Raw genomic sequence first — 24,177 nt, forward strand, 5'->3', positions numbered from 1 at the left:
TTCATATGTTTTTAGAAACAGTAAATCGTTTACCTATTGTACAAGCAAATAAATGCGTTTGTGCTATCAGCGGCTACCGAAGGAGAACTTCCTAAATACTTCACCAGTAATGAAGTATTTAGGAAGTTCTTTGCGACACGTCTATTTTCTATGTTGTTTCTATGGCGTACTTTTTGCCGGATCAGCACTAAGTTACAGTGGTTGATCTTGATACTATGAATAAAGTAGTTTGTATTCATACATTAAAGAGAAAGAATCATATGTACTTTGTACTACTTGCCACTTCAGATTGAATTTATTGGTAAAATTGCTATTTAGATCAACTAAATTAGTTGAGTCGTACGGATAATCTATTGTTTGACGGAGGGACTATAACGCATAATCGGCTTGGACATGCCTACTTAGGGGAGATAACTCAATTGGTGGCGACTGACACTTGAAATTATGGATGGGTAAGATTTTAAGGGCGCAATTGAATTTGTTTATAGTCAAATCCAGTTGGCATAAATTAAGCCCCTTATAGTACGAGGGCTCTATGGTACTAAATAGTTTCTGCTAAAAAGAAACATTGATTTGAAAATAACTGTAAATTTATCAAATCTTATAAATACGTACAATATAATTATGTATATTAAAAATTTAGTTAATAAAACGCTTGTCCTTAGATGCTTTAGGGTTAATACTTATTTTATTGCGAGAGGATAGATAATAGTGACTATAGGAAATATTGATTTTTCTAAATTGAAGCCATTCGATGGAAAGCAAACAAAAAGTTTTGAACAATTTTGTTATGAAATAGCCAAAAATCAATTTTCTCATTTGGGGAAATTTACCCCTATTGACGGCAGCGGTGGTGATGGTGGTATAGAGTTTTATTTGGAATTTGATAATGGAGATTGTTGGGGCTGGCAATGTAAGTATTTTTCGGATAGTGGACGTTTGCAGAGTAACCGTAAACAGCAGATTCAGAGTTCACTAAAAACAGCTTGTGAAATCCGTCCAAATTTAAAAAAGTGGTTTCTATGTTTAAAAACTGACTTAACAGGAACTCGCAAAACTTCAGAAGAAAGTGTTTCTGACGGTGAAATCGGTTGGTTTAATACTACATTAAAAAATAAAATTCCTAATCATATGAGTGTCGAATTAGTGTTGTGGGGCGCTAGCGAACTTATTAGTCATTTAATTAGTCCTAAAAGCATTGGTATAAGAAGTTTTTTCTTTGGAGAATTAGAAGTTAATCAGGAGTGGTTTAAAAAAAGGTTTGATGAAAATTTTGAAAAAGTAAACAGTAAATATGATAATGATCTTCATTGTATTGATGAATTTAGTAAATCTATAATTGAATGTGCTTTGTTAGACCCTAATTATATTGTACGTCTAGAAAAAGTGAGTTTTGAATTACATATATTATTAAAAGAATTTGTTGATGCTTTAAATTCTTTTTCTGAAGAAAAGAAAATTGAGAGTAAGGAACAGCATGATTTTGATATGCATGTTATAGCTTATAACCAAGTTCATAAACATATGGAACTAGCTTTAGAAAAAATCAATACATTAATTCAATATTTCAAGAATAATAATGAATTTGAAATAAAGTCATTTAACATTTTAGATATAGAAAAGAATTATATAGAGTTAATTAGAAGTACTGATTTTTCCATTTTTAATGCGGAATCAAGTTTGTATAAAAAAGCAAAAGCTGTTTTCTATTGTTCACACGATTTTCAAGAAAAGTATGAACGATTTTTTCGAAATTATTTTCACCAACCTCGGAATACGCTTCATTTTTTAGGTGATGCTGCTAAGGGAAAAACTCATCTATCTTGTGATATCGCATATTCAAAAATTATCAATAATCAACCAGCTATATTTATTACAGGTGATAAGTTTTCTAACGCAATATCAATAACGGATATATTTTTAAAAATCTTAGAAATCCCTCCAAATTATTCTTTTGAACAGTTACTAGAGGCTTTGGATACATATGCATCAATTACTAAAGTAAAAATACCTATTATTATTGATGCCTTGAATGAGACAACTTATAATGGTCTGTTTTCTTCCATATGGCAGGATCACTTATCTTCTTTTCAAAAGAAGATTACAAATACTAAAAATTTAATATTAGTTACGACATGTAGAAATTCTTATAAAGAAAAAATTTGGGGTATAGATAAAACTATTAAATTTGTTTTTATCGACGGCTTTACAGATCAAGAAACTTTAGAAACTGCAGTGAAAAAATATTTTACTAAATATAAATTAAAAGCTGATTTAAATTTTGCCAATATTAGAAAGTTCAAAGAGCCAATATTATTAAAGCTATATTGTGAAATGAAGAATTCTGAACGTGATAACGAAGTAGAAGTGAATTTAGAAGAAGAATCAACTTTTGATATATTTAATCAATATATTTTAAAGATTAATAAAAGTTTAACATTACAGCATTGCTTCTTAAGACCTAATGAACCTTTTATTTCAAAGTCTTTATCAATATTTGCTAATTATTTGTGGGAAAATAATGTAAGAGAAATCCCAATACAAGAATATTACGATTTAATAGATGGAATAAACCAACCATATAATGAGGCTTCTTCTAGGGCAGAAGTTTTAATTCACGAAGATCTTTTAATTAACCGAGATATAAGAAACGATAATGAATTTGTTAGTTTCACCTATGATGTTATGGCAGGTTTTTTCTTGGCAAAAAACTTGATGGAAAAGTATACTGATCCGAAATATTTCCTCAGTTTCCATTTTGCTATCCGCATAATGGATGATAAAAGACAACACCCGTTATACGATGATTTAATATCTTCGCTTTGTATACTATTACCTAAACAAGGATATAAATTACATCAAATAATATTAAGAAAAAATAGCGCTAAATATAATGTTAATAAATTTGAGATTGATAAAAAGGTTGTTAAAACTATAAAGTTCAAATCTATGGTAATGAAAAAATATATAAATTATGCTTTGTCATTATCGATAGAATCTTTATTCAAAATAGAATATCAATATATTGACTCAGTTGATATTCAAATATTACAAGAACTATTTGATAGTGACGCTAATAATGCAAAAAGAATTATCGAATTAAGTATGACAATTTTAAGCAATACTCTACACCCTCTTAACATGAAATTCTTATCTGAGTTATTAAATACCTTGCATATGAATATGCGTGATATAATTTGGACTGAAGTTATACGTAGAGAATCTACCAGCTGGAAAGCATTTTTGAAGAATTTTGAACAATGTATAGCTCAAGTGGAAATGCATTCCGAGATAACCATAAAAAAATTACATTTAATTTCCCAATTTTCCATGTGGTTGCTTACAAGTACCGACAGAGACATAAGAGATTTAGCAACTCGTTCTCTCTATAATTATGGACGAAAATTTCCTAATGAGTATACCGATTTAGTCTATTTTTCACTTGGTATAAATGATCCATATATTTGGGAACGTACATTAGCAAGTTTATACGGTGTTACTATGGCTGAGCATAATGCTCTTTTTAATAAAGATTTTAGAGATAATATTTTGCCTTCAATCGCCAAAAAACTTTATGATTTAATGTTTAAAGAAAATGCTTCATTCTCCACGACCCATATTTTAGCTCGAGACTACGCTAGAAAAATAATTGAAATTGCTTTAATACATCATAAAAATTTTTTAACTACAAAAGAAACTCAAAGAGTAATGCCTCCATATAAAGATGGTGGAATACGAAAATGGGGAGAACATAAATATAAAAGTTATGAAGATCCTATTAATATGGATTTTTCGAATTATACAATCGGAAATATCGTTAAAAACGCTCATAGCTACAGTGATCCTCCAGAAAAACAAAAGGTAAGAAGGCAAATTTATTGGAGAATCTTTGATTTAGGTTGGGAAGAACAATTATTTAATGCAGTGGACAAGAACATTGACCGTTTTAGCAATAGAGATCGACCTAAGATTGAACGATATGGTAAAAAGTATTCATGGATTGCTTACTATGAAAATGCAGGATTTCGTAATGATAAGGGTCTTTTAGAAAATAAATGGAACCAATTTAGAATTATAAATAACGATATAGATCCAAGTTTTCCAGTTAACTGTGAAAACAAAAGAACTGTACTAAAGGATTTGCTTGGTAGCCGTAATACTTCTCTTATTGAATGGTATCAGAGTGATGATGCAATAGATATTGATGAATATCTTATTCTGAAGGATTCAACTAAAGATTGGGTTTGTTTAGATGGACATATATCCCAGGAAGATGGAAGTTGTAATCGAAGGATGTTTTTGTTTATTAGAGCATTTATTGTGAATAATGAAGATTATGATCAAATTATTGACCATTTAAACAAAGTAAATATGACTAAACATGAACTACCTGAAAAAAATGAAAATAATGATTCATTTTCTGGCGAAGTATATACTTTTGATGATGCAACTTGGTCAAACTATTCCGAATTTAAATTTTTATTAGAAACTAAAACTGTAAAAGTGAGAAAAGGTGAAGACGGCTATTTCCCTGATATAAGTTTGGAAGATAATAGTAGTGATTTATCTATCAAAGAATTTTTCCCTGAGGAAAAAGAAATAAGAAAAGATATTATTAAAAGATTTAAAACTTTATTACCTGTAATGAAGTGGTCTTGGAATAGTGAGAATAGTTTTGTTAATGATGCTAAATCCAGAGTTGTAATCGCAAAAGAGTTAGTAAGAGGTCTCGAACTCAAGGATCAGCCTCAGACATTAGATTTATATACGGCTGAGGGTGAAAAAGCTACGCGATATATGACGTATCTTAAAAATTATCACGATAATGAAGAATTAATATATTTAAGAAAAGATCTATTGGATAAATATTTAGATTTTAATAATTCGAAACTAATATATGTCATTTGGGGTGAGCGTGAACCTTCATTTGACGATAATACACTACAAAGTAGATTTTATGAAGAAAATGGCTCTGAAGATATTAAACGATTCAAAAGCATTATAAAGTACTCTACTTAATGAATCGGACTGATGAAATCAAAGCAGAGAGACAAAAATGAAACGTGACAAATTACAGGTATTACGTTACAAATATATCCCCCTATAGCTTTTTTTCTAGATTATTGTAATCTGAAGCGTGACAAATTTACGGTATTACATGTAATAAAGCTCTAGCGTTGGTGTTTTTGTAGTAGTTTTCTGCGGTGCTTCACATATTAACCCATCCATTGCTTTTGCTAAATTGCTAAATGGTGTAAACGCAAGTAATGAAGCCATTATGATTTCAAATTGATAATTCAATAGTCTTATTCAAATTGGATGCTTGGAAATTATAATCGATAAAATAACCTATTAAGGACGAGTAATTAATAGGAAAATTTACATATATACAGAAAAAATACCATAGGATGTGCTAATTTAAATCATTTAATTATAAACGACTAGGTGCGCAGTAAAAGATACTACTTATTGTATAGATAGGGAGAGATAATGGAATTAAAGATTAGTTTAATAGAAAATGCTCTCGACTCAATATATCATGGGCTTGACCATCTGAAAATAGCAATAGATAACAATAGTTCATCCGATTATAAACAATCCATCCTGTTGATTTTTCAAGGGGTGGAATTAATACTCAAAGAATTACTAGTTCAAGAAAATCCTATATATATGTTCGACAAAAACGCTTTGTTTGAAAAATGTATAGATCCTCAAAATCCAAAACTGGATGAGTTATACAATTGCAAATCCCTTGATATAAAGCAAATCTGTACTACTATCAAAAAATTATATCCAGATTTATTAGATAAAGAGTCGTTTAAAATTATTGAGTGTAGTGCAAAGATAAGAAATAAGATTCAACATTTTTCATTACAAATAGATAAACAAGAATTAAGCAAGATGATTGCTAAAATGCATGGAAAAGTTATATCGCCAGCTTTACGGCACATTGGGAAAAGGTTTTTAGATGGAAGTTTTAATAATCCATTCAAAGTCAGAGTAGAGGAAATTCTCCAGTTTGATAGGATTGCTTGTCAAGAGGTTGAAATACTTAAAATGGAAGACGTTGATTTCGAAAGGGGGAGTTGTTTCGCTTGTAGAAATTATACATTCTTCTTTATTTATTCCGAAGGTCCCTCATATCCTGAAAGCTGTTATTGTACAAGCTGTGGATACTCGAAGGGAAATCTTAGTCATGAAGAGAAATATGAATGTCCTGAGTGTGGTGCATTCTCATTACTTTATTGTCAAGAATTAGAGGCTGGTATTTGCCTATGGTACAATTGCGGAAACCATAAAGAAGGTGGTTTATTAACCACAATGGAGTGGTGTAGTGATTGTAATAGTTATAACATAGAGTCTATTTGTAAATGTAATTCAAATGAAGAGAACGAGAACAGCTAGAGGAATGTAGTTGAAATTTAGTATACTTTGATTAGCTTTTTAGCATTTAATAAAGAAATGGGAGACTTTCTTATGCATACTGCTGATCCTGATCGCATATTAGCGACGTCTGACCTGCACGGACAAATCAACGATTTTTACAATTACTTAAGTGGAATATGATCTAGAGAAAGATTTATTAGTAATATGTAGCGACTTAATCGACCGGGGCGAAGAAAATTAGATTGCCTTGCCACTTGTGCTGAATTGCTGAAATAAGGTGCAATACTCCCTAAGGTAAATCACGAGCAATTCCTTGAGCAAAGCCTCATCGAAATGCTTACTACTGACACTTGGCATACTAATCCATCAGAAGATTTATATAATTGGATCACTTATAACGGCGGCGCAGAGATGTTCCATGAAATAAAGGATTTGTCTAATGCCCACTTAACTAGTAGCTACAATAAATAATATCTTCCCTACAGCCGATAGCCGTAACCTAATCAGTTTGTTTGATGTATATGGTATTTATAGGTTTAACGGAAGGTATTGAAAAGTCACTACTAGCGGACATGGCTCCGAGTAGTCAAAAGGCCTCGGTTTATGGATTACATGCTTTAATGGTAGGGGGCGCTCTTTTGCCAGCTTCCATAATCTCTGGATTTTTATGGGATGCATTTGGCGCCTCTGCACCTTTTTGGTTTGGCGGTGCAATGGGAATTTTATCAGCCAGTGGAATTTGGTTTGGTTTAAGAAATACTTAAGTTAGATAGTGTTATGCTGCATTACATATGTCCAATCTTTTACAACAAATATTAATGGATATAAAACAGGCAGCTATTTTGTTTAAACTATTGCAAACAAAATAGCTGTTTATTGCATTGAGAAAGGTGATATATAGCTATTTATGTTCAAACTTATATAAAAAGCTACACTAAGATTGAGGTCATAAGCAACCCGTGTATTCCCGACGATGTATTAATTCAAATGGAGGTGTTTGTTGTCCACAGACTTATTAATAAACTTGATCGTAAGATTGTTGAGAAGGCGTGTGGACATCTTGATGGAGCAGCTGCGGCTTTTTTGCCTATACTGGGACAAGGTGAGGCTATTCTTGTTGGCGCTGATTTTCCGATGCCGATGCCTATGCAGATCATTCAACCCGATTACTCACCAGAGTCTAATGGACCTGCTTATGCTGAATCATGGAAGCGCAAGAGCGCTAGTGATTGAAAATGCTACGGACACTGCATATTAGTAACGAATAAAATGATAAGGGAACTCTCTTGAGTAAAACACGACAGGTAAAACAAAACTAACTGTTGAAGTCCCAAAATTTTAAATGAAGTTCCCATTCGGTTACTCCCAAAATTATGGGACAAGAAGTTAGTTGCAGAAGGAGCTATCAGAATTTAAAATCTTAGCTTTTGCCATGAAATATAAACTTTATATATTATATGGAAGAAACTTAAAAAACGGGCTATAGCAGGCGGTGATATCATTGCGATGGAAAGACTAACAAAGATTCAAGTAATAAAAGGTATTTTAACGTGTGAGTAGACGTATAATATACGCATATTGTCGGTAAGACAACATTGGCGCAAATTATTGCTAACACTACAGGTAGTTATTTTGAAAAACTCAATGCAGTAGCGGCGGGTATTGCTGATATCCGTAAAATCGTTGAGGCAGCAAAGGAAAGGCTCGGATTTTATCGACAACGCACTATTGTTTTTATAGATGAAATACATCGATTCAATAAAGGCCAACAAGATGTGCTTTTACCATATGTGGAGGACGGCAGAATTATTTTAATTGGTGCAACTACAGAAAATCCATATTTTGAAGTAAACGCAGCTTTATTATCTAGAATGAGAGTGGTTCGCTTAAAATCTCTTGGAGTGTCAGACTTAGTAGAAATTATGCAACAAGCAATGAATGACAGTGAACGTGGACTTGGAAACTTCAATATTGAATACACAAATGAGGCCTTAGCTATTATCGCTGAATTATCCGGTGGTGATGCCAGAATTGCTCTAAATATTATTGAACAATCAGTAACTATGATGAGATCATCGAACGTAACTGAATTAACAATTGAAATTCTAAAGGAAGTAGTAGGCGAAAGAGTACAAAGGTATGATAAGTCTGGTGACCATCATTATGATACCGTGTCCGCCTTTATTAAAAGCATGCGTGGCTCTGATCCAGACGCCGCTTTACATTATTTAGCACGTATGATAGTAGCAGGAGAAGATGTTAAGTTTATAGCTAGGCGAATCGTTATTTGTGCTGCAGAAGATGTAGGCAATGCTGACCCTCAGGCTTTAGTAGTAGCCATGTCTGCTGCTCAAGCGGTTCAGTTTATTGGTATGCCTGAAGCACAAATTATTTTATCAGAAGCTGTCATTTATATTAGTACTGCACCTAAAAGTAATGCTTCTTATATGGCCGTAGCCCAAGCAATCAATGACGTGAAGCAAAAAGATTGTGGACAAATACCGTTACATTTACGGGACGCTCATTATCCAGGGGCTAAAAAAATGGGACATGGCTTAGATTATTTATATCCCCATAACTATGAAGGTAATTATATAGAACAACAATATTTACCGGATAATTTAAAGGGTACGGTCTACTATAGGCCTACTGAAAATGGCCAGGAATTAAAAAATAAAAAAAAGTCAAAAACTTAAAGATATTTTTTTGACAACAGGATTTTTTTTTGGTATATTAATAAATAAGAAAGCCTACTAAATTACTCGGAATACTCGGGAATTGCAGGAGAGATTACTGTGAAGATATCGACAAAAGGACGCTATGGCGTAGCAGCCATGTATGATTTAGCAGTACATTATGGAGAAGGACCAATTTCTTTAAAAAGTATTGCGCAGCGGCAAAAAATTTCAGAAAATTATTTAGAACAGTTAGTAAGCACATTGCGTAAAGCTGGATATGTAAAAAGTATTCGTGGTGCGCAAGGCGGATATACTTTAAGTAAAGACCCAGCAAAAATTTCAGTAGGTGACATTATTAGAATCATGGAAGGCCCTATTGTTTTGGTAGATTGTCTATTAGCAGAATCAGAAGATAATGATTATTGCGAAAGGGCAAATATATGTGTAACCCGTGGGGTCTGGGCAAAGGTTTGTGACAGTATAAGTTCAGTGTTAGATTCTATTTCACTTGCGGACTTATGCCGGGAAGAAAGATTACAAGGAGATGTTTGTGATAATGGAAAGAATTTATTTTGATCATTCGGCTACTACGCCTGTTGATAAGGAAGTAGCTAAGGTAACCCTGGAATATATGACAGAAAAGTATGGCAATCCTTCTAGCGTTCATTTTTTTGGGCGTGAAACTCGCAAAGCTGTAGAGGAAGCTAGATCAAGCGTAGCGGCTTTACTTGGAGCCAATGCCAATGAAATATTTTTTACCAGTGGTGGTACTGAATCTGATAATCTTGCATTAAAAGGTATTGCTTTTGCAAATCGTAAAAAAGGAAATCATATTATAACGACTACGATAGAGCATCATGCAGTATTACATGCTTGTGAATATTTAGAGAAACAAGGTTTCGAAATTACGTATTTACCAGTTGATGAAAATGCCATGGTTCGCGTAGAAGATGTAAAAAATGCCATTACAGATAAAACAATCTTAATTAGTGTAATGTTTGCTAATAATGAAGTTGGTACTATTCAACCGATTAAGGCAATTGGACAATTAGCAAAAGAGAAAAAGATATATTTTCACACAGATGCAGTACAGGCCGTAGGCAATTATCCTATTGATGTAAATGAATATAATATTGATTTGCTTAGTCTTTCTGGGCATAAGTTATATGGTCCTAAAGGTATCGGGGCGATTTACATACGCAAAGGGGTAAAGATTGAATCCTTGCAGCAAGGTGGTTCTCAAGAACGTAAACTGAGAGCTGGTACTGAAAATGTTTCCGGCATTGTTGGTTTAGGCAAAGCGACAGAACTAGCTAGACTTGAAATGGATTCTAGAATTGCGCATGTGAAAGCACTTCGTGATAAGTTGATTGCAGGAATACAAGAGAAAATTACAGATATTAAATTAAATGGTCATAAAGATTTACGATTACCTGGGAATGTTAATTTTAGCTTTCTTTATATTGAAGGTGAATCACTTCTTTTAAATCTTGACTTAAAAGGTATTGCAGCTTCTAGTGGTTCAGCTTGTACATCAGGATCTCTTGATCCTTCACATGTTTTGTTGGCTATGGGACTTACACACGAAACAGCTCATGGTTCCCTTAGACTTTCTTTAGGGCGTGGCAATACAGAAGCTGATGTTTCCTATTGTTTAGAAGTATTACCACAAATTGTTGAAAGATTGAGGAGTATGTCACCATTAAGTGCTAACTCAAAGTTGGCGGCTAATAATCCTTGCAATCAATGTGATCATCATTAATTTATTTAAGGGGAGATATTATTATGTATACTGATAAAGTAATGGACCATTTTACCAATCCTCGTAATGTAGGTGAAATAGAAAATCCTAGTGGTGTTGGAGAAGTTGGTAACGCTAAATGTGGCGATATCATGAGAATTTATTTAGATGTAAAAGATGGAATTATCAAAGATGTTAAATTTAAAACTTTTGGCTGTGGTGCTGCGATTGCAACTAGTAGTATGGTTACTGAATTGGTAATGGGAAAAACCCTTGACGAAGCCTTAAAAATTTCAAACGATGCTGTTGCTGAAGCGTTAGACGGTCTCCCACCAGCTAAAATGCATTGTTCGAATTTAGCTGCTGATGCATTACATGAAGCTATTAAGGATTATATCAGCAAAAAAGGAAAGTGATTTGATTCATGGGAACTAAGCCAAGAGTTCTTGTAGCCATGAGTGGAGGGGTGGACAGTTCTTTAACTGCCGCCCTTTTGGTTCAACAAGGATATGATGTAATTGGAGCAACTATGCAAATCTGGGATAAAGATGTTCCAGAGGATGATGTTGAAAATCGGGGATGTTGCTCTTTAAGTGCAGTAGATGACGCTCGTAGGGTAGCTGAAAAAATTGGTATACCATATTATGTACTGAATTTTCGCGATATGTTTGAGGAAACAGTTATTGATTATTTTATTGCAGAATATGGTGCAGGAAAAACACCGAATCCTTGCATCGCTTGTAATCGATTTGTCAAGTTCGAAGGTTTGTTAAAGAAAGCACTGGCTTTAGGAGCCGAATATGTTGCAACTGGCCACTATGCTCGTATTGGTTATGATGATAAATTAAACAGACATACGTTGAGTAAGGGAATAGATTCTACCAAAGATCAATCCTATGCTTTATATCATTTGAATCAAAATACATTGAAGCATTTCTTGATGCCCTTAGGTGATTATACTAAAGTGAGGACAAGAGAACTAGCGGCTGAATTCGGTTTATTAGTTGCTAATAAACCTGAAAGTCAAGAAATTTGTTTTATTCCGGATGATGATTATAAAGGATTTTTAGCGGAGAAAACTCCTGAAGCACTGAAACCAGGTGATATGGTGGACTTACAGGGAAAAGTTATAGGAAAACACCAAGGACTTCCTTTGTACACTATTGGACAACGTAAGGGATTAGGAATTGCTGCAGGGACACCCCTATATGTGGTAAAATTAGATTATGAAAAGAATCAAGTAGTAGTTGGATCGAATGAGGATGTTTTTGCTTCGGAACTTATAGCAGAAGATCTGAATTTTATTACTATTGATAAGTTAGAACATCCTATTACTGTTTCTGCTAAAATTCGTTATGGCTCACGTGAAGGTACCGCTACTGTAACTCCTCTTGCTGATGGTGGTGTTCATGTGAAATTTGATCAACCCCAAAGGGCGATTACACCAGGGCAGTCAGTTGTATTTTATGATGGAGATATGGTTATTGGCGGCGGTATTATTAGAAAATCAATGTAGGTACACAAAAGAAGAACCGTTTTAATAAAAACAAGGACTTGGCTTTAAAGCCAAGTTCTTGTTTTTATTATATATACTATATAGATGCATTATAAAATAATCCATTGTGGGTAATAATAGTATTACATTCTCTTGGAGGCTACTCTTATGCAAAGAATGCGAGACATAGTTGGGCTGCCTGTAATAGAAACTGAAACAGGTAAGCAAATAAGCCAAATAGAAGATATTGTTTTAAATATTGATGAGGCGAAAATCTATGGAATCATTACTAATAGTGCAAAGGATTTGTCTTCTGAACAAGGTATCTCTTTTATGAACATATTAAGTTTAGGTCGGGATGCTGTTATGGTAAGGAACCATTCAGTTATACAAGAAGCTACTGCTTTTTTTGAAGTGACAGCTATTTACTATATAAAAGAATTATTTGAGAAAGAAATCGTAACGGAAGAAGGGTTTCGTTTAGGTATATTAGTTGATGTTTTTTTTGATACTAGTACTGGTGAAATGAAATCATATCAAATATCTGATAGTATCATAACAGATTTACTATATGGTCGAAAAAAAATGCCGATACCAAAAATTCAAGTTATAGGCAAAGACAAGGTAATAGTTCCTGGAACTATGAAAACTCTTCTATATACTGAAATATAAGTTAACAATAAGAAGAGAGCCACTTTTCTTATCGTCAATAGATGAAAGTCGTGTGAGGTGCGAATTATGACGGTTTGTCCTGTATGTAATAGTAAAAGAGCGATTGGTAAAGTAGGAGCAGTACAATATTATTGTTGGGATTGCTGTATTGAGTTTATAGTGCGCGGGGAAGATATTAAGATCTTTAATGTCGAACCTGATGGTACATTAACTCTCTATTTAGATCCATTAGAAAACGCTGCTCATTAAGGAAAGGGGTGATATAATGCGCAATTTTTGGCAGGGCTTATTCTGGGGAAGTTTCATTGGAATCATGTTAGGGACTGTCATAAGTCCGATAATGAATAAGTCTACATTAAGAAGAAAACCATTCGTAGAACGTAGTGCCGACTCAGTAATTTCTACAACACATGGTTTAATGAGAAAGGCCCGTAAGCGGTTACTACACAAATTTGATTAGAAATAAAGTGGAGACCACAGGGTCTCCACTTTATTTTAGCTTTAGAATCATAGTTTTTAGTATTTATAAGTAACGAATCAAAACCAACTTTTTAGAGTGAGGTATTATAAATTGCTTATAAAAAAAACACATTTTAGGATAATGCTTATTTTTTTCCTTATAATGGTTTGTTTTTATTTTTTTTGGATGGTACGAAATGCATTATATCCTTTTCTCATTGGCCTATTTCTATCATATTTATTAAATCCAGCAGTATGTTATTTGGAAAACAAAAAGATAGGAAGGGTATGGGCGATTATTGCCGTATACATACTATTATTTAGTATTGTTATTATTGGTGGAAGTAAGTTGCTTGCCATATTGATTAGAGATTTACAATCCTTTGCACAGGATTTACCATCTATGATAGAAAATATTAATATACTGTTGATTAAAGTGCAATCACAGTATCAAAACTCTGCATTGCCATATTATTTAAGGTTAGCGATAGATGATGCCTTATTATTATTATTAGGTGATGTACAGGAGTTTATTGGAGAAGTCGTAAATGGTATAATTAATCTTATAACCCACTCTTTGGGTTTAGCAATAAGCCCAATCTTAGCCTTTTATCTTCTTCATGACTGGCATGAAATTAAAAGTAAATTATTATTGTTAGTGCCAAGCCAATGGAGGGGGGAGTTGATTTCATTTTGGCGTGATGTTGATAAAGTGCTAGGGGGGATTATTCGAGGACAATTAATCGTAGCATGCATTATTGGTATCTTTGTAACAATCGGTTTATTCTTACTTCAAGTAAAGTTTGCCCTCATTATTGGGATATTGGCAGCATTATTTGATATAATTCCTTATTTTGGTCCTATAATCGGAGCTTCGCCGGCGGTAATGTTAGCTATATTGGAATCACCTTTGTTAACCTTAAAAGTAATTCTATTATTTTTTATCATACAACAAATTGAAGGAAATATTATTCATCCTAAAATTATAGGTGAAAATATAGGGCTTCATCCGTTGACTGTGATTTTTTTTGTTTTTGTTGGAGGCGAGATGGGTGGAATTATTGGAATGTTGCTTGGTGTGCCATTCGTGGCAGTTGGTAAAGTATTGTTACATCATATAATAAAGGTATTGTTATAATCACCATTAATTGACATTGGGCAATTATTTATGTATAATGTCGAACGAGAGTATGCCTAACAATCTGGAGGTTGATGAACTTGAATTATATAACGGGAAATGAACTTCGTAAGAAATTTTTAACTTTTTTTAAAAGTAAAGATCATTTAATATTACAAAGTTATCCATTAGTTCCTGAGAATGATCCTACATTATTATTAGTCGGTGCAGGCATGGCACCATTTAAACCCTTTTTTACAGGAAAGATGAATCCGCCACATCCGAGAATTAGTACTAGTCAAAAATGCGTACGTACAGGTGATATTGAGAATGTCGGTCGTACAGCTCGTCATCATACTTTTTTTGAGATGCTAGGAAACTTCTCTTTTGGTGATTATTTCAAAAAAGAAGCAATTGCTTGGGCTTGGGAGTTTATTACTGAGCAATTACAAATGCCTAAGGATAGATTATGGATAACAATTCATACAGAAGATGATGAAGCATTTGCGATTTGGAATAATGATATTCATATACCCGCAGATCGAATTATTAGAATGGAAGATAATTTTTGGGAAATTGGTCCAGGACCATGCGGTCCATGTTCAGAACTATATTTTGATTTAGGTGAAGAACGGGGCTGTGGAAAACCAGATTGCGCAGTTGGCTGTGATTGTGATCGATTTTTAGAAATTTGGAATTTGGTCTTTACCCAGTATGATCGAGATGAAGCTGGAAATTATACCCCATTAGCGAAAAAGAACATTGATACGGGAGCAGGGCTAGAGCGTATTGCATCTGTATTGCAAAATAAAAAATCTAATTTTGAAACAGATTTATTATTTCCGCTTATTGAGCATGCAGCAAAAATAGCGAATGTGGAATATGGTAATGACAACAAAATAGATATTTCCCTTAAAGTTATTGCGGATCATATTCGGAGTATGACGGTTATGATTGGCGATGGCATATTACCTTCGAATGAAGGTCGAGGATATGTTTTACGTCGGATTTTACGTAGAGCGGTAAGACATGCCCGCTTACTAGGAATTGAAAAATTGTTTTTGGTTCCAATGGTTGATGTTGTAATTGCAATTTTTGCTGAAGCCTACCCTGATTTAGCAGAAAAACAATCTTACATAAAAAAAGTAATCCAATTAGAAGAAGAACGTTTTCAAACAACATTAGTACAAGGTATGGAGTTATTGAACGGACACGTTCAAAGTCTAAAAAAATCTGGAATTACAATGCTAGATGGTGCAACTGCCTTTAAGTTATACGATACTTTTGGCTTTCCTTGGGAACTTACCTTAGAAATACTGGAAGAACATGACATGCAGCTGGATAAACAGAATTTTGATGCTGCGATGAAAGAACAACGAGAACGTGCACGGGCAGCCCGCCAGGATCACGCTGAAAAAGTAATTATACCTGATTTGTCTAAGCTAGCAACGGAATTACTCACTGTTGATGAGCAGGCTGACAGCGGGAAGGTGGTCTTAGCTTGGAAAGAGGGTATGCTTGTTGATGAAGTTCACGATGGTGAGGATGTAGCCGTTATATTGGATGTGACAGGTTTTCATGCCGAAGGTGGCGGTCAAGTTGGAGATACTGGATTTTTAGAAAGTTCCTTGGGGAAAATGCAAATTACTGCTACTAAGAAGTTAGCAAATGGTACAACTTATCATATTGGTAATGTTACAGAAGGTTTATTGAAAATTGGCGATACTGTAAATCTTAAAGTTGATATGATAAGGCGGCGGGAGATTGCACGCAATCATACAGCGACCCATTTGCTTCATGCTGCTTTAAAGCAAATCCTAGGAACACACGTAAATCAGTCAGGCTCATTTGTAAGTCCTGAAAGATTACGTTTTGACTTCTCTCATTTTTCTCAAGTGACTCCAGAGCAATTATTGGAGATTGAACAGTTTGTACATCAAGCTATTTTAGAGAACATTTCTGTCTCTATTGTTGAGACGAATCAAAGTGCAGCGAAAGAAATGGGAGCTGTAGCTTTATTTGGTGAAAAATATGGTGAGTCTGTTCGAGTTGTTTTAGTGGGCGATGTAAGTAAAGAACTTTGTGGTGGTAGCCATGTAGTCAGCACTGCAGAAATAGGCTTATTCAAAATCGTTAGTGAAGCTGGTATTGGTTCTGGTATTCGAAGAATTGAAGCTGTGACAGGAAAGGGTGCAATTGAATACGTTAATGCGCGAGAACAATTACTAGTTAGTGCTGCAACGGTTTTAAAATCACGTCCTGAAGAAATTGTTCTTAAGGTAGATAGTGTTGTCGCTCGTGTTAAAGAATTGGAGCATGAATTAACTGAACTCACTAGTAAATTAGCTCATGGTGAAGTAGATGCGTTATTAGCTAGTTCTCAAGAGATTAATGGAGTCCAGGTTGTCGTTGGTAAAGTTAGTATTAATGATCCAGATGGTTTGCGTACCGTGGCGGATATGGTGCGAAATCGTTTAACTTGCGGTATTGTTACTTTAGGTTCTATTAATGGAGATAAAGTCAATTTTGTTGCAATGGTAACAAAAGAAGCTATAGCAAAAGGTATACATGCTGGTAATATTGTAAAAGAAGTTTCTAAAATAACTGGCGGTGGTGGTGGTGGCCGTCCAGATATGGCCCAAGCGGGTGGCAAGAACCCAGAAAAACTTGCTGATGCTTTACAATTTGCCATAGAAGTTATTAAGAAGCAGATTAAATAGTTTTAAGTGTACGTAGAGTGGATATAGTAACTCTACGTACACTTTTGCACTTAAAAATGGAATTGTTCCTTTTAAAATCTAGAAGGTGATTTCCTATGAAATTATGTAAATTATTTAATAATATTTAGCAAAATGAAATAATTATTTTTATTTTAGTGGAGGAAATAACTAGTCCAGGTAGAATATAATGGTATAGTGATGGAGATACTATTGGAGAGGAGGATGCTCAATGCCTAATATATCGGAAGAAACAATGATGTTTCGTGTGGAGAATGAGGAAAATAATGCAGCGATGGTTATTAATGCTGTATATCAGTCGTTAAAGACCAAAGGATATAATCCTATAAATCAACTAGTGGGATACCTTTTATCTGGAGATCCTACCTATATTACCAGCTATAACAACGCCCGTGGACTAATACGTAAATTAGAACGGGATGAACTTCTAGAAGAGTTGGTAAGAGCATATCTCAAAGATAAATAATATGTTATAGGTATAGTGGGAGGACAAATGCGCATACTAGCTCTTGACGTTGGTGATAAAACAATTGGTGTTGCAGCAAGTGATTTGTTATTACTGACAGCCCAAGGCATTGAGGTCATTCGCCGTACTTCTTTAGAAAAAGATTTTATTAGGTTGAGTGAGATTGTTAATGAGTATGAAGTTGAGACAATTGTAATTGGATTACCTAAAAATATGAATGGAACAATCGGCCCTAGAGGCGAATCGATGCAAGATTTTGCTGACAAGGTTGCAGCACAGTTTCCTAAAATAAAAGTGCATTTGTGGGATGAACGCTTATCCACAGTAGGAGCACAAAAGGCATTAATTGCTGCAGATGTGAGTCGTGCAAAGAGGAAAAAAGTAATAGATAAAATGGCTGCGGTGTTTATTTTACAGGGTTATCTAGATAGTTTGTCCTGCTAATAACTTCCTTGACAGGATAACTTTTCTAAGATAAAATTACAGTACACTAAAAGGAAGAGGTGATATGAATGGCTGATTTTGAGAAAGAAGACCTCGAAGAATTGGATGAAGAGCTTGTGGTTGTTATGACTGATGAAGAAGGTAATGAATATTATTATCGTGAAGAAATGATTGTTCCAGTAGGTGACAAGCAGTATGCTATATTAATTCCTATCGAAGATGGAGACGATTGCGAATGTCAGGATGCTGGATGCGGTTGTTCTGACGATGAAGTTGATGTATATATTGCGCGCATTGATACTGATGAAAATGGCGAGGAAATATATGTCGATCCTACCGATGAAGAATTTGAAGATGTTCGTAAGGCATATGAAGAACTAATGGTAGAAGAAGAGGATGAAGCCGAATAGGCTTCATTTTTTTACAGATTGAAAGTATAACACTTCTGATTAGGCAAGCAACTATGGCTTGTTGCAAGTCATAGTTTTTTTATGATGGCATAGTTCTAATTTTGATTTCTAGTGATTAGGCTTTTGGTTTAAGTCTAGGGACTTACCAGAAGCCTAGTCTTTTTTTATCTTTTTGTGTATAATATAGTCATTGTCTTAAAAGGATAACTAAAAATGCTAGGGAGGTGGTATATGATGAGGTATAGGCTGATACAATTTAAATGGCATATTCTGTTAGTATTTGTTTTTCTTTGTTTGGGAAACGTTATATATAGATTGACACAACCGGTTAATGCACCTGTAGCGGAAAAAGCAGTAATTGTAGTTAAGACGGGAATGGCTGCCAATGAAATTGGTGAGTTGTTGTATCAACAAGGTATTATAAAAAGTGTATTAGCATTTCATGCTGTAGCTAAAATGCAGGGATTGGCAAATTCTTTGCAGGCAGGCGAATATGTAATAAACAAAAATATGACGATTCAACAAATTGTAGCAATGTTAGCTAAGGGGGAAACAGTATATCAACAAATTACAATTCCTGAAGGATATACTGTCGATCAAATTGCGAAACTAATACAAGAAAAGCAGCTTGGCAGTGCGGAAAAGTTTAAAGCACTCGCTAAAAAAAGTAATGTTTTTTCTTATCCTTATATGATGAATTATAATGCAAATATAGTATATAAAGTTGAAGGGTATCTATTTCCTAACACTTATCAAATCAGTAAGGGTGCGACAGAAGAGCAATTACTAAATATGATGCTTACTCAATTTGATAAAGAATTTAGTGAAAGCATGAGGGAAAGAGCAACTGCAATTGGTTTATCCGTCAAGGATGTAATTATTTTGGCATCTTTAGTAGAGAAGGAAGCCCAAATAGAAGATGATCGCCCAATTATTGCCGGAGTCTTTCTTAATCGTTTAAAACAAGAGATGCCTTTACAATCTTGTGCTACGATTCAATATATTTTAGGATATCCTAAAGTAGAACTTTCAGTGGAAGATACAGAAATTTCTTCTCCTTATAATACTTACCAACACATGGGACTACCTCCAGGGCCTATTGCAAATCCTGGAATGGCAGCAATAAATGCTGTTTTATACCCAAAGGAAACCAGTTTTATATACTTTGTTGCAGATAAGCAGGGCACGCATCATTTTAGTAAAACATATGAAGAACACCTTGCAGCAATTGAACAAGTGCGTAAATAATAGGAGTGATATATTGAATTTGCTAAATGAAATGGAAAGATATGCTACTGATAATAATATACCAATTATTAATAAAATGAGTAGTAATTTGCTAATTGACGCTGTAAAAAGTAAACAACCAAAATCGATTTTGGAAATCGGTACTGCCATTGGCTACTCAGCATTACTTATGGCTCAATATATGCCACAGGATGGTAAAATTACTACCATAGAGCAAGATGCTTCACGTATTGATCTTGCTTATGATTACATTGCTAGGGCTGGTAGAACAGAACAAATTCAGCTATTAGACGGTGATGCGAGCACTATTTTATCAGATCTTGAGGGGACATTTGATCTAGTATTTATTGATGCGGCCAAAGCTCAATACCTTGATTATTTATGTAAAATTGTAGACAAGTTATCTGCTGGCGCTGTTATTATCGCTGATAATGTATTATTTCGTGGTATGGTTTTGAGTGAAGAGCCACCGTTAAAACGTTACAAAACCATTGTCAAGCGTTTAAAGGAATATTTGCAATTTGTTAATACAGATTCTCGTTTTACTACAACAATTCACCATGAGGGTGACGGAGTGGCTATTTCTTATTATCAAGGAGCGAATAAAAAGTGAGAAAACCCGAACTTTTGGCACCTGCTGGTAACTTTGAAAAGCTTAAGATGGCTCTTCTTTATGGAGCAGACGCTGTGTTTATGGCCGGCAAGTCCTTTGGACTGAGAGCTTTTAGCGGTAATTTTACGGAAGAAGAGCTAAAAGAGGGTATTAATTTTGCCCATAGTTTACAAAAAAAAGCATATGTTACAGTGAATATATTTCCTCATAATGAGGATCTACCAGAACTACCTGCCTACATTAAATTTTTAGTTGACTGTCATGTTGACGCAGTGATTGTTGCCGATGTAGGTGTATACCGAATTGTTCGAGAAGTAGCACCTACATTACCTATTCATATTAGTACGCAAGCCAACAATACTAATTGGTCTTCAGTACTTTTCTGGCAAGAATTGGGAGCTGATCGAGTAGTGCTTGCTCGTGAATTGTCCCTAGAAGAAATTACAGAAATTAGGCAAAAAGTGAGTCTTGATCTTGAAGCATTTGTTCATGGAGCGATGTGTATATCTTATTCTGGACGTTGCTTAATGAGTAATTATTTTGCTGATCGCGATGCAAATCGCGGACAATGCGCTCAACCCTGCCGCTGGAAGTTTAACTTAGTAGAAGAGAAACGTCCAGGTGAATATTATCCTGTACTAGAGGATGAACGTGGGACTTATATCTTCAATTCAAAGGACTTGTGTTTATTGCCAAACATTCCTGAATTGATCAATAGTGGCCTGGATAGTTTTAAAATTGAAGGTCGTATGAAAAGTGTGCATTACGTGGCTACAGTTATTAAAGTATACCGTGAAGCCATTGATGCTTATATAGCGGATCCAGACAAATATAGTGTTAAAACAGAGTGGCTCGAAGAATTGCAAAAAATCTCTCATCGTGCCTATACAAGTGGATTTTACTTTAACAAAGCAACTCAAGATGATCAAATTTATGGATCATCTTCTTATGAACAGACATTTGATTTTATTGGTTTAGTGAAAAATTATGACGCCACGACACGCATGGCTATTATTGAACAACGCAATAATATAAAAATTGGGCAAAGAATTGAGGTCATGCAACCTGGGAGATCCAATTTTTCACAAGTCATTACTGAAATGTTTGACATGGAAGGCAATTCTATAAGTGTTGCGCCCCATGCTCAACAGCTTATTCGTATTCCTATGCTCCAAGAAACTGTGGAGTTTGCCATGTTACGCCGTGAGGTACAGGAAAATGCATGAACAAATTCTAATTCGTATTGATGTCAAGTACATAAATTATCTAAATCGTATTATGGAAGGGTATGAATATTTAGGTGTAGTTACTACTGTAAAAGATCAGGTTGGAGTATTACGTATCCGAGTTACACCCGATACATATAAAGAAGTACAAGATATATTAGAAAATCTACCGATTGAGTTTGAATATGTAAGCAATAATAGCGCATAGCTGCAGTATAATGAAAAATTAATAATTTTACCAGCCAATGCCATACTATCATTGAGGTGATAGTATGGCATTACAAGTTTCACGCATCTACAAAATGTTGACGTTCTTTCTTTTGGTCAGTTGCCTACTAATTATGCGATTATTCTATTTACAAATTATTGCTGGCAGCGAGCTTGCAAGCCAAAGTTTGAGTATGCGTATTCAAGAAGTACCTATTGAAGTTGCCAGAGGAGAAGTTGTTGATCGCAATGGATTAGCACTCACAAATACAGCGCAACATTTTAGCGTTGTTATTTTTCCAGGATTAATTCATAATGCAGAAACTGCGGCTAGTCAATTAGCAATGTTAATGGGTCTTTCGAAAGAGTATATTCTATCGGAAATTATAGGTAATAAACGCCCCTTTAAGTTAAATGGTAAGGTTGATGCCATGGTTGGAGACAAAATAAATCTGTCTAACATTTCAGGAGTTATAGTCGTAGCGGAGAGGGTTAGATATGGTTATCTTCCTATAGCAGCCCATGTAACAGGCTATATTAATAATGCTGATAACCAAGGTGTTAGTGGCATTGAAGCTATGTATGATGACGTATTACGAGGTAGCCAGCCAGAATATGCCGCGGCATTGGTCGATGCAGGGCAACAGATTATACCAGGTTTAGGGTATAAGCGTTTACGATTGCTGGATCATTCTGGCCCAAGCAACGTAGTATTAACTATAGATAGACAAATACAAAAAGATGTGGAAAATATATTAGATAATCATGATGTAAAAGGAGCGGTAGTAGTAATACGTCCAAATACAGGTGAAATCTTGGCTATGGCGTCACGTCCTAATTTTGATGCAAATCATCTTGATGACTATTTAAAACAAAGTAGTGCGCCTTTATTAAATCGTGCTATCGCAGCATATCAGCCTGGGTCAGTATTTAAATTAGTGGCGGCGGCAGCTGCATTAGAAATGGGGATTGTACATCCAGATGATAGTTTTTTTGATCCTGGTTTTATTGAGGTTGATCATATACGATTTAACGGATGGGACTATGAGAAAGGTGGGCGTGGTAAATTGACTTTTACCGAAGCTTTAGCATACTCTAGTAACCCTGTCTTTATTGAAGTTGGCTTAAAATTAGGTGCTGAGAATCTAATTTCCTTTGCAAAAAAATTAGGCTTTGGTAAGAAAACCAATTTAGATTTTTATGGTGAGGTAGAAGGGTATCTACCGCCAGTTGATAGTATTTATCCAGGAGAACTTGCAAATTTAACTATCGGTCAGGGAAAATTGGAGGCAACACCACTTCAAATTGTGTCATTAGTTGCAACGATTGCAAATGATGGCGTTAAAGTAAATCCGTATATAGTGGACAAGTTGACAAATGCGGAAGGCGTGGTTGTGAAAAATTATATTGCAACACCAGGTCAGCGGGTGTTAACCCAAAGAACCGCTAAGCAAATGCAAGAAATGATGGGAGCAGTTACCCGTTTTGGGACAGGGCAAGCGGCTTATGTGGAAACAATTGGTTCAGCAGGTAAAACTGGTTCTGCTGAAACTGGACGAACAAATGAGTCTGGGAAGAGTATTAATCATGCATGGTTTGCTGGTTATGCACCTTTAAAAAATCCGCAATATGCGATAGTCGTTTTTATTGAAGAGGGAATGTCTGGCGGCGATGTAGCAGCACCAATTTTTAGTGAGATTATGTCAGCCATAATAGACCCAGCAAAAGAATTGAAATAGCTTACAAAAAACTAGGCAATAAATTAAAAATATGATAAACTATATGAGATAATGAATTATTATGCTAAGGCTGTGATATTGTGATAGAAGAAAAGCCTTGTATTTTGGTTATTCATGGGCCTAATTTAAATTTATTAGGAAAACGTGAACCAAATATTTATGGTAACCTGACGCTAGATGAAATTAATGCAAATATAAGGGGAAAAGCTAACAACCTAGGTTTTGCAGTGGAATTTGTTCAATCAAATCATGAAGGTTATATAGTGGACGCCATTCAGCAAGCTGAAGGCAATCAGAAGGGTATCATTATTAACGCTGCGGCTTTTACTCATTACAGTATTGCTATACGTGATGCCTTAGCTGCTATTTCTGTTCCCGCGATAGAAGTGCATTTGTCGAATATTTATAAGCGTGAAGAGTTTCGCCATCATTCGGTTATATCTTCAGTTGTCTATGGCCAAATCAGCGGATTTGGATATGATAGCTATCTTTTAGCATTGGAGGCAGTTGCCCGTTTAATCGGCAACAAGAGATAAA

22 protein-coding genes and 1 pseudogene are annotated in these 24,177 nt (G+C 34.7%); all 23 read left to right on the forward strand.

The genetic code is table 11. The features are described 5' to 3' along the window. Window positions 1-711: 711 nt before the first annotated feature. The 23 genes and pseudogenes from QSJ81_RS09710 (at window position 712) to aroQ (ending at window position 24,176) form a co-directional block, all read left to right on the forward strand. The gene (locus tag QSJ81_RS09710; RefSeq protein ID WP_285717225.1) at window positions 712-5,019 is read left to right on the forward strand and encodes an NACHT domain-containing protein; all 4,308 of its coding nucleotides are present in this window, start codon (window positions 712-714) and stop codon (window positions 5,017-5,019) included. 471 nt (window positions 5,020-5,490) lie between these two features. Next, window positions 5,491-6,405: a hypothetical protein gene (locus QSJ81_RS09715; protein WP_285717226.1), complete on the forward strand. Its 915-nt coding sequence runs from the start codon at window positions 5,491-5,493 to the stop codon at window positions 6,403-6,405. A gap of 497 nt (window positions 6,406-6,902) precedes the next feature. Then, on the forward strand, window positions 6,903-7,151 hold the full coding sequence (locus QSJ81_RS09720) for an MFS transporter (protein ID WP_285717227.1): 249 nt from the start codon (window positions 6,903-6,905) through the stop codon (window positions 7,149-7,151). Window positions 7,152-7,374: 223 nt separating this feature from the next. Next, window positions 7,375-7,620, forward strand: coding sequence for a hypothetical protein (locus tag QSJ81_RS09725; RefSeq protein ID WP_285717228.1), 246 nt, complete (start codon window positions 7,375-7,377; stop codon window positions 7,618-7,620). A gap of 350 nt (window positions 7,621-7,970) precedes the next feature. Then, window positions 7,971-9,083: pseudogene (locus tag QSJ81_RS09730) on the forward strand (replication-associated recombination protein A); the annotation flags it as partial. A 99-nt stretch (window positions 9,084-9,182) separates the two neighbouring features. Further along, window positions 9,183-9,641: an RrF2 family transcriptional regulator gene (locus QSJ81_RS09735; protein WP_285717229.1), complete on the forward strand. Its 459-nt coding sequence runs from the start codon at window positions 9,183-9,185 to the stop codon at window positions 9,639-9,641. Then, the gene (nifS, locus tag QSJ81_RS09740; RefSeq protein WP_285717230.1) at window positions 9,622-10,827 is read left to right on the forward strand and encodes a cysteine desulfurase NifS; all 1,206 of its coding nucleotides are present in this window, start codon (window positions 9,622-9,624) and stop codon (window positions 10,825-10,827) included. The genes QSJ81_RS09735 and nifS overlap by 20 nt, the downstream gene beginning before the upstream one ends. A gap of 23 nt (window positions 10,828-10,850) precedes the next feature. Continuing rightward, window positions 10,851-11,222, forward strand: coding sequence for a Fe-S cluster assembly scaffold protein NifU (gene nifU, locus QSJ81_RS09745; RefSeq protein ID WP_038670316.1), 372 nt, complete (start codon window positions 10,851-10,853; stop codon window positions 11,220-11,222). Between the two features lie 8 nt (window positions 11,223-11,230). Then, the gene (gene mnmA / locus QSJ81_RS09750) at window positions 11,231-12,322 is read left to right on the forward strand and encodes a tRNA 2-thiouridine(34) synthase MnmA (RefSeq protein ID WP_285717231.1); all 1,092 of its coding nucleotides are present in this window, start codon (window positions 11,231-11,233) and stop codon (window positions 12,320-12,322) included. A 147-nt stretch (window positions 12,323-12,469) separates the two neighbouring features. Then, a complete protein-coding gene (locus tag QSJ81_RS09755) occupies window positions 12,470-12,973 on the forward strand; it encodes a PRC-barrel domain-containing protein (protein ID WP_285717232.1) in 504 nt (167 codons plus the stop codon). A gap of 66 nt (window positions 12,974-13,039) precedes the next feature. Next, window positions 13,040-13,222 carry a YrzR-like zinc ribbon domain gene (locus QSJ81_RS09760; protein ID WP_285717233.1) on the forward strand — a complete coding sequence of 61 codons (183 nt, stop codon included), beginning with the start codon at window positions 13,040-13,042 and terminating at the stop codon, window positions 13,220-13,222. Between the two features lie 16 nt (window positions 13,223-13,238). Continuing rightward, the gene (locus tag QSJ81_RS09765; RefSeq protein WP_285717234.1) at window positions 13,239-13,433 is read left to right on the forward strand and encodes a hypothetical protein; all 195 of its coding nucleotides are present in this window, start codon (window positions 13,239-13,241) and stop codon (window positions 13,431-13,433) included. A 162-nt stretch (window positions 13,434-13,595) separates the two neighbouring features. Next, on the forward strand, window positions 13,596-14,570 hold the full coding sequence (locus QSJ81_RS09770; RefSeq protein ID WP_502929649.1) for an AI-2E family transporter: 975 nt from the start codon (window positions 13,596-13,598) through the stop codon (window positions 14,568-14,570). 80 nt (window positions 14,571-14,650) lie between these two features. Beyond that, window positions 14,651-17,269, forward strand: a complete 2,619-nt coding sequence (gene alaS, locus QSJ81_RS09775) for an alanine--tRNA ligase (protein WP_285717236.1) — start codon at window positions 14,651-14,653, stop codon at window positions 17,267-17,269. Window positions 17,270-17,498: 229 nt separating this feature from the next. After that, a complete protein-coding gene (locus QSJ81_RS09780) occupies window positions 17,499-17,753 on the forward strand; it encodes an IreB family regulatory phosphoprotein (protein ID WP_038670325.1) in 255 nt (84 codons plus the stop codon). A gap of 27 nt (window positions 17,754-17,780) precedes the next feature. Beyond that, a complete protein-coding gene (ruvX, locus tag QSJ81_RS09785; RefSeq protein WP_285717237.1) occupies window positions 17,781-18,197 on the forward strand; it encodes a Holliday junction resolvase RuvX in 417 nt (138 codons plus the stop codon). 68 nt (window positions 18,198-18,265) lie between these two features. Then, window positions 18,266-18,607, forward strand: coding sequence for a DUF1292 domain-containing protein (locus QSJ81_RS09790; RefSeq protein WP_038670330.1), 342 nt, complete (start codon window positions 18,266-18,268; stop codon window positions 18,605-18,607). A 231-nt stretch (window positions 18,608-18,838) separates the two neighbouring features. Continuing rightward, window positions 18,839-19,855 (forward strand): endolytic transglycosylase MltG, encoded by a 1,017-nt coding sequence (gene mltG / locus QSJ81_RS09795; protein WP_285717238.1) that lies wholly within the window; start codon window positions 18,839-18,841, stop codon window positions 19,853-19,855. Between the two features lie 13 nt (window positions 19,856-19,868). Beyond that, window positions 19,869-20,468: an O-methyltransferase gene (locus QSJ81_RS09800; RefSeq protein WP_285717239.1), complete on the forward strand. Its 600-nt coding sequence runs from the start codon at window positions 19,869-19,871 to the stop codon at window positions 20,466-20,468. Next, window positions 20,465-21,694, forward strand: a complete 1,230-nt coding sequence (locus QSJ81_RS09805; RefSeq protein ID WP_285717240.1) for a peptidase U32 family protein — start codon at window positions 20,465-20,467, stop codon at window positions 21,692-21,694. Before QSJ81_RS09800 ends, QSJ81_RS09805 begins: the two co-directional genes overlap by 4 nt. After that, the gene (locus QSJ81_RS09810) at window positions 21,687-21,902 is read left to right on the forward strand and encodes a DUF4911 domain-containing protein (protein ID WP_285717241.1); all 216 of its coding nucleotides are present in this window, start codon (window positions 21,687-21,689) and stop codon (window positions 21,900-21,902) included. The genes QSJ81_RS09805 and QSJ81_RS09810 overlap by 8 nt, the downstream gene beginning before the upstream one ends. A gap of 64 nt (window positions 21,903-21,966) precedes the next feature. Further along, window positions 21,967-23,640, forward strand: a complete 1,674-nt coding sequence (locus QSJ81_RS09815) for a peptidoglycan D,D-transpeptidase FtsI family protein (RefSeq protein ID WP_285717242.1) — start codon at window positions 21,967-21,969, stop codon at window positions 23,638-23,640. An 80-nt stretch (window positions 23,641-23,720) separates the two neighbouring features. Next, complete coding sequence (gene aroQ, locus QSJ81_RS09820) at window positions 23,721-24,176, forward strand: type II 3-dehydroquinate dehydratase (protein WP_285717243.1); 456 nt, start codon at window positions 23,721-23,723, stop codon at window positions 24,174-24,176. Window position 24,177: the final 1 nt, after the last annotated feature.

It is taken from the genome of Pelosinus sp. IPA-1 (assembly GCF_030269905.1).
GTDB lineage: Bacteria > Bacillota > Negativicutes > DSM-13327 > DSM-13327 > Pelosinus.

Excerpts from the sequence above, each read along its gene's own strand:
- QSJ81_RS09755 (WP_285717232.1), top strand. The coding sequence starts at position 12,470 with ATGCAAAGAATGCGAGACATAGTTGGGCTGCCTGTAATAGAAACTGAA.
- QSJ81_RS09770 (WP_502929649.1), top strand. The coding sequence starts at position 13,596 with ATGGTTTGTTTTTATTTTTTTTGGATGGTACGAAATGCATTATATCCT.
- mnmA (WP_285717231.1), top strand. The coding sequence starts at position 11,231 with ATGGGAACTAAGCCAAGAGTTCTTGTAGCCATGAGTGGAGGGGTGGAC.
- QSJ81_RS09815 (WP_285717242.1), top strand. The coding sequence starts at position 21,967 with ATGGCATTACAAGTTTCACGCATCTACAAAATGTTGACGTTCTTTCTT.
- ruvX (WP_285717237.1), top strand. The coding sequence starts at position 17,781 with ATGCGCATACTAGCTCTTGACGTTGGTGATAAAACAATTGGTGTTGCA.
- QSJ81_RS09715 (WP_285717226.1), top strand. The coding sequence starts at position 5,491 with ATGGAATTAAAGATTAGTTTAATAGAAAATGCTCTCGACTCAATATAT.
- QSJ81_RS09790 (WP_038670330.1), top strand. The coding sequence starts at position 18,266 with ATGGCTGATTTTGAGAAAGAAGACCTCGAAGAATTGGATGAAGAGCTT.
- nifU (WP_038670316.1), top strand. The coding sequence starts at position 10,851 with ATGTATACTGATAAAGTAATGGACCATTTTACCAATCCTCGTAATGTA.
- QSJ81_RS09810 (WP_285717241.1), top strand. The coding sequence starts at position 21,687 with ATGCATGAACAAATTCTAATTCGTATTGATGTCAAGTACATAAATTAT.
- QSJ81_RS09720 (WP_285717227.1), top strand. The coding sequence starts at position 6,903 with ATGTATATGGTATTTATAGGTTTAACGGAAGGTATTGAAAAGTCACTA.
- QSJ81_RS09760 (WP_285717233.1), top strand. The coding sequence starts at position 13,040 with ATGACGGTTTGTCCTGTATGTAATAGTAAAAGAGCGATTGGTAAAGTA.
- nifS (WP_285717230.1), top strand. The coding sequence starts at position 9,622 with ATGGAAAGAATTTATTTTGATCATTCGGCTACTACGCCTGTTGATAAG.
- QSJ81_RS09765 (WP_285717234.1), top strand. The coding sequence starts at position 13,239 with ATGCGCAATTTTTGGCAGGGCTTATTCTGGGGAAGTTTCATTGGAATC.
- QSJ81_RS09725 (WP_285717228.1), top strand. The coding sequence starts at position 7,375 with ATGGAGGTGTTTGTTGTCCACAGACTTATTAATAAACTTGATCGTAAG.
- QSJ81_RS09780 (WP_038670325.1), top strand. The coding sequence starts at position 17,499 with ATGCCTAATATATCGGAAGAAACAATGATGTTTCGTGTGGAGAATGAG.
- mltG (WP_285717238.1), top strand. The coding sequence starts at position 18,839 with ATGATGAGGTATAGGCTGATACAATTTAAATGGCATATTCTGTTAGTA.